General features: G+C 75.0%; 2 protein-coding genes. Both read left to right on the top strand.

Annotated elements, in window-relative coordinates; all coding sequences use genetic code 11:
* Nucleotides 1–128 precede the first annotated feature (128 nt).
* Nucleotides 129–1,232, top strand: a complete 1,104-nt coding sequence (locus HW578_RS25645; RefSeq protein ID WP_198373542.1) for a glycosyltransferase — start codon at nucleotides 129–131, stop codon at nucleotides 1,230–1,232.
* The coding region (locus HW578_RS25640) for a glycosyltransferase family 39 protein (protein ID WP_369407980.1) at nucleotides 1,187–2,296 on the top strand (1,110 nt) is incomplete at its 3' end. The genes HW578_RS25645 and HW578_RS25640, both read left to right, overlap by 46 nt.

Below are 2,296 nucleotides of genomic sequence, written 5' to 3'. Positions count from 1 at the left end.
CCTGACCCCGGCGTGCCGGCCGCGCCGCGGGCGCCGCGGCCGGCCGCCGCGGTCGCGAGCGAACCGGGACACGACCCGCCCGACACGACGCTTGCCACGCCGCGCCGGGGAGAGCAGGAAGCGCTGCCATGACGGAGCCCGCCCCGCCACGACTCGCCGTGGTGATCCCCTGCTACAACGAGGCCGCCAACGTCGCGCCCATGGTGGCGCGGCTCGATGCCGCACTCGCCGGCATCGCCTGGGAGGCGATTTTCGTCGATGACGACAGCCCGGACGGCACGACCACCCGGGCGCGCGCCATTGCGGCGACCGACCCGCGGGTGCGCTGCATCCGGCGCATCGGGCGGCGCGGGCTGGCCTCGGCTTGCATCGAGGGGATCCTGTCCACCTCCGCCCCCTATGTCGCGGTGATCGACGGCGACCTGCAGCACGACGAGACCATCCTGCCGCGCATGTTGGCCGCACTCGCCTCCGGCGAGGCGGAGGTCGCGATCGGCAGCCGCAACATCGAGGGCGGCACCAAGGGCGAGGGGCTGTCGCCGCTGCGGCGCATGGTCTCGGATGGCGGCGCGGCGCTGGCCAATGCCGCCCTGCCGGTGCGCGTGAGCGACCCGATGAGCGGCTTCTTCGCCCTGCCGCGCGCCCTGTTCGAGGAGGTCGCGCCGCGGCTGACCGGCACCGGCTTCAAGATCCTGCTGGATGTACTGCTCTCGGCCGGACGTCCGCTGCGGGTGGCGGAAGTGCCCTATGCCTTCCGCGCGCGGGAAGCGGGCGAGAGCAAGCTCGACGCCGGGGTGCTGCTGGAATTCGCCGGGCTGCTGGCGGACAAGACGCTGGGCGGGATGGTGCCGCTGCGCTTCATGGCCTTCGCGCTGGTGGGGGGCATCGGCGTGCTGGTGCACCTGGCGGTGCTCGGGCTGCTGCACGGGATCGGGCCGCTCGGTTTCGCCCCGGCGCAATGGGCTGCGACCTTCGTCGCCATGACGGCGAATTTCCTGCTGAACAACCGCATCACCTATCGCGACCGGCGGCTGCGCGGGCCGGCGCTGCTGCGCGGGCTGGTGCTGTTCTACGTGGTCTGCGGCATCGGCGCCGCGGCCAATGTCGGCGTCGCCGGGCTGCTGGTGCGCGACGACCTGCTGGGCTGGGGCCTGGCGGGAGCGGCGGGTGCGCTGCTGACGGTGGTGTGGAACTACGCGGTCTCCTCGACGCTGGTGTGGCGGGCGCGCTGATGGGCTGGGTCGCGGCGCTGGCCGCGGTCACGGCGCTGCGGCTGGCGCTGGCGGCGATCCTGCCGCTGGCACCCGACGAGGCCTACTACTGGGTCTGGTCGCGCAGCCTGCAGGCGGGCTACCTCGATCATCCGCCGATGGTAGCGCTGTTCATCGCGGCCGGGACGGCGATCGCGGGCGAGACCCCGCTCGGCGTCCGGCTGCTGGCGCCGCTGTCGATGGCGCTCGGGTCCATCCTGCTGGCGCGCGCGGCGGAGGACCTGTTCCCCGGCCGCAACGCCGGCCCCTGGGCGGCGGCGCTGCTGAACGCGACGCTGCTGGCGGGGCTCGGCGGCGTGACCATGACGCCCGACACGCCGCTGCTGTTCTTCTGGACGGCGGCGCTATGGGCCACGGCGCGGCTGCATCGCACCGGGGCGGGCGGCTGGTGGCTCGCGGTCGGCGCCTGTGCCGGGCTGGCGCTGGCCAGCAAGTACACCGCCGCTCTGTTCGGTGCGGGCATGGTGCTGTGGCTGGCGATCGACCCGGCGATGCGGCGCTGGCTGGCGCGCTGGCAGATCTGGGCAGGCGGCGCCATCGCGCTGCTCGCCTTCGCGCCGGTGGTGGCCTGGAACGCCGCGCAGGGCTGGGCCTCCTTCGCGAAGCAGGGCGGGCGGGCAGGCGAGGGCGGGCTGGACCTGCGCTTCCTCGGCGAGTTGATCGGCGGGCAGGCGGCGCTGGCGACACCGCTGGTCTTCGTGCTCTGTGTGGCGGGGGCGGGCGCGGCGGTGCTGGCCTGGTGGCGCGGGCGGGATCCGGCGGCGCTGCTGCTGGCGGCGCTGGTGCTGCCGGGCGCGGCGCTGTTCCTGTGGCAGGCCATGGGCAGCCGTGTGCAGGGGAACTGGCCGGCGGTGCTCTATCCTGCGGCGGCCATCGCCGCCGCGGCCTTGCTGCGCGCGCGGGGCTGGCTGCGCCTGCGCGTGCCCGCGCTTGCGCTGGGCGCGGCGATGACGGGGGCGGTGTATCTGCAGGCGGTGGCCGCACCGCTGGCGCTGCCGCGGCGCAGCGACCCAACGCTGGCGCGG

The sequence above is a fragment of the Roseomonas rosulenta genome (assembly GCF_016106005.1).
GTDB classification, from domain to species: Bacteria; Pseudomonadota; Alphaproteobacteria; order Acetobacterales; family Acetobacteraceae; genus Neoroseomonas; species Neoroseomonas rosulenta.
This window is presented reverse-complemented; position numbering and strand designations above follow the sequence as displayed.